The sequence below is a fragment of the Gemmatimonas sp. genome (genome assembly GCF_044345575.1).
Taxonomy (GTDB): Bacteria; Gemmatimonadota; Gemmatimonadetes; order Gemmatimonadales; family Gemmatimonadaceae; genus Gemmatimonas.
The window spans coordinates 1-3474 of the sequence record NZ_JBIJAW010000341.1 but is presented as its reverse complement, the minus strand read 5'-3'; the positions used below and the strand labels follow the sequence as shown (position 1 = coordinate 3474).

General features: G+C 65.9%; 3 protein-coding genes. All 3 read right to left on the bottom strand.

Annotated elements, in window-relative coordinates:
- Positions 1–828: aminotransferase class I/II-fold pyridoxal phosphate-dependent enzyme (locus ACIQ6O_RS14755; protein WP_396208543.1), on the bottom strand; the 828-nt coding region annotated here is incomplete at its 3' end.
- A 147-nt stretch (positions 829–975) separates the two neighbouring features.
- Positions 976–1554 (bottom strand): YdeI family protein, encoded by a 579-nt coding sequence (locus tag ACIQ6O_RS14750; protein ID WP_396208542.1) that lies wholly within the window; start codon positions 1552–1554, stop codon positions 976–978.
- A gap of 155 nt (positions 1555–1709) precedes the next feature.
- Positions 1710–3474 (bottom strand): alpha/beta hydrolase family protein (locus ACIQ6O_RS14745; RefSeq protein WP_396208541.1); only part of this gene is annotated, 1765 nt, incomplete at its 5' end.

The window sequence follows — 3474 nt, the reverse complement described above, 5'->3', positions numbered from 1 at the left end:
GACCGCTTCGATCACACTCGCCGGGCCCACGATCCAGCTCAAACGCCAGCCGGGGCAACGCCACCCCTTGGTGAGCCCATCGAGAATCACCACCGGGTCGCTGTTCACGTCGTCCACGAACTCGGCCGCGCTCACCGTGGCCCCTTCGACCAGCCCCTCATCCCAGAGGTAGTGCGAATAGAACTCGTCGAGGATCAGCGTGCACTTGAGTTCCCGCGCCTCGTGCACCCAGGCGTTCAGCGCGCTGCCGCGCAGCACGCGCCCCGTGGGATTGGCGGGGTTCGACAGCAGCAGCGCCCCGAGTCCGCGGCCGGTGATTTCACGGCGCAGGTTCTTGGTGCTCAGCGCGTACCCCGCTTCGGGCTCCAGGAGCAGCGGAATGGCGCTGAACGTGCCGAAGATCTCGAGCAGTTCTTCGTAGGCGGTGTAGTCGGGGAGTACGTGCCCGAGGTTCACGTTGCCGAGTGAGGCCACGACGCGCGTGAGCGACGAACGGCCGCCACCACAGATGCACACGTTCTCCGGGCCGTATTGGCTCGTCTTCCCCTGGCGGTAGCGCTGATTGTACAGGTTCGCCACCGCCTTCCGAAGGGCGTCGATGCCACCCACCGGCGCGTACTCGTAGTCGTCGGCGCTGATGGTTACATCGCTCGGCCGATCCGGTGCCCCAGGCAACGGCCCCGTTTCCGGCTGCCCCTGCCCGAGGTTGCACCATCCCTCAGCGCCCATGCGGAAGCCGAGTTCCCGCGCGCGATCCATCACGTAAATGACGCCCGTGCGAGGCACGGGACGGAAGCCGGGGACAGGAGCGGCGAGGGGTTCGGACATGAACGGAATATAGGGATGGGCGGAGATTGGGATGGGATCAGTGCACGGCGACGACTGAAAGCCGATGACTGATGGCTGAAAGCTCCCCCAGGATGCGCTACGGGGCTGGGGGAGTTTTCAGCTGTCGGCTTTCAGCTATCGGTCGGCCTACCGCCCGCTCGGCCGCATCTGCGGCAACCGCGCCCCCTCCGCCGAGCATTCGATCAGCTGCTGCAGGCGCTTTTCGCGGGTCTCCTCACGCTTGGCGCTCACCACCCACCAGACGGCGGCTTTGCGATAGCTCGGGGCGCTGGCTTCGAACCATTGCCAAGCTTTGCGATGTTTGCGGAAAACGGCGGTGTATGCGGCGGGCAGCTCCACCGTGCGCTGCTCGAACGAATACCCACCACTCTTCGCGTCCTTTCGCGCTTCGAACGCCCGCAGCCCCGCCGCCTGCATGAGCCCCGTAGCCATGAGCTCCTCCACGTGCTTCACATTCACCGCGCTCCAGATGCTCCCTTTCCTGCGCGGCGTGAAGCGGATGGTGTAGCGGGTGTCGTCCACGCGCCTGCGGATGCCGTCGATCCATCCGAAGCAGAGCGCCTCGCGCACGCTTTCCGTCCACGTCATGCTCGGCGTTCCGGTGCCAGTTCTGTGGAATCCGACGACGAGTTCGGTGGCGGTCTCGTGATGTTCGAACAGCCATGCGCGGAACGCGGCGGGAGTGGGGAAGTAGGTGGGGGGCATGTCGTTCAAGGTACGATCACGACAACGCACTGACGACCGAGAGCTGAAAGCTGAAAACTCCCCTCCCCCATCGAGATCTCTGCCGTAGCGGAGAGCACTTGTGAGGGCAGAGGAGCTTTCAGTCTTCGGTCATCAGCTTTCAGTGAGTCGACGACTTACGGCTGCACTGCCCTCGGCTGCTCCACCTTCCCGCCGTTCTTCACGTGCACATCCATCCACGCCACCCATCTCGCCCACAGGTCGAGGTCGCTGGCGTAGGTGGCGACGCTGTGATCTTCGTACGGGTACATGTAGAGCGACGCAGGCTTGCCGAGTCCCTGCAGCGCGGCGAACAGGCGCGTGGAACTCATGGGCGCGGTCCCCTGGTTCTGATCTTCCCATGCATGGTACAGCAGCAGCGCACCCGCGAGCTTGTCGGCGCGCAGGAACGGCGACATGTCCATGTACGTCTCCTTCGCTTGGAAGAAGTTGCGGCGCTCGCTCTGGAATCCGAACGGCGTGAGCGTGCGGTTGTACATGCCGTCGCCGGCGATACCCGCCTTGAAGTTGGGCATGAGGGTCATGGCGTTCACGGTGCTGAACGCGCCGTAGCTGTGCCCGCCGATCCCCATCTTGTCGCGATCCACGAAGCCGCTGTCCACCGCGGCGTCGAGCACGGCGTCGAGATTCTCCTCGAGGTCGCGCGTGTAGTTGTCGTTCATGCGCCCGGCATCGCCGTAGATGGGGATGTCGGGCTGGATGAACGCGTAGCCCTGGCTCACCCACAGCTGCATGCTGCTGGCCGGACGCGCCGACGGGACGGTGGGGAAGGCGTTGATGTTCACGCTCTGCCGTGACTGCTCGTACTGGTTCACCGTGCTGTACTCCCGCGGATAGAACCAGATGATCCCGGGCAGCTTCTGTCCCGGCTTCCAGTCGCGCGGCAGCGTGACTTCCACCCAGTACTTGCTGCCGTCGCGTGGGCGCGTGACCTGGAAGCGCTTGAACTGCGCCTGGCTCACCTCGGGGCCCACGTCCACGTTCTTCGTGAGCTGCTTTGCGTCGGACGTGCCGGCGGTGCGCAGCCACGCGTCGGTGATGGTGGTGCGATTCTCGCGCGTCACGATGAACTGCTGCACGTCAGCGTCCAGCGCGGCCACGAACTCTTCGTAGCTGTCGGCGGGCGAATCCATGAGGCGCGAGCGTGTCTTGCTCGTGATGTCCATGCGGTCGAGCCACGGACGCGGCGCCTGCTTGAACCAGTTGGCGCCCGGGGCGCGCGTACCGGTGAGCGCCACCTGCTTGCCGTCCTTGGCCAGCAGCACGTAGGTGGCGTTGCCCACCTTGCGGCTCACGAGCGTGCCCGCCGTGCTGTCGCTGTTGCTGCGGCCACCACCCAAGCCACCGCCAAAACCGGTGATGATGGCGGGGAGCGATACGTTGCGGCCAAGGTTGTAGCGCTCCTGCGGATTCTTCACACGCACGGCGATCACCGCGCCGCTGTCGCTCACGAACATCGTGCTGCTGTCGAGGCTGAAGAGCACGGTGCTGAGCTGCGGGCCACCGCGATAGAGCACGGTGGTATCGTTGGGGCCGAACGGGGCTTTCCAGACCACGACAAGTCCACGCGGCGCGCGCACCTGCACCGGGGCGTTGCCAGCGCGGGCACTCGGCCCGCCTTCGTTGCGCGCCGCGCCGTTGGCCGGCGGCGTGGCGGGAGCGGCGGGCGCTGGCACGTTCTGCACGTACAGCAGCCCCGGGCCGATGGGATTCCACTGCACGTTCCGCTTGCCCGTATCGCTGGCCACCGCGACGACCGGCGGGGCGTCTCCACCGTCACGCGCATTCTCGCGCAGCGGCGTGCGCTGCAGCGTGGTCACCACCTTGCCCGAGGCGTCCCACAGCTCCTGAACGCCACCGAAATTCGTGACGGGAACGAGG

What these genes read in the sequence shown, in the direction of transcription:
- ACIQ6O_RS14750 (WP_396208542.1), bottom strand. Translation starts at nt 1,554, where the DNA reads ATGCCCCCCACCTACTTCCCCACTCCCGCCGCGTTCCGCGCATGGCTG.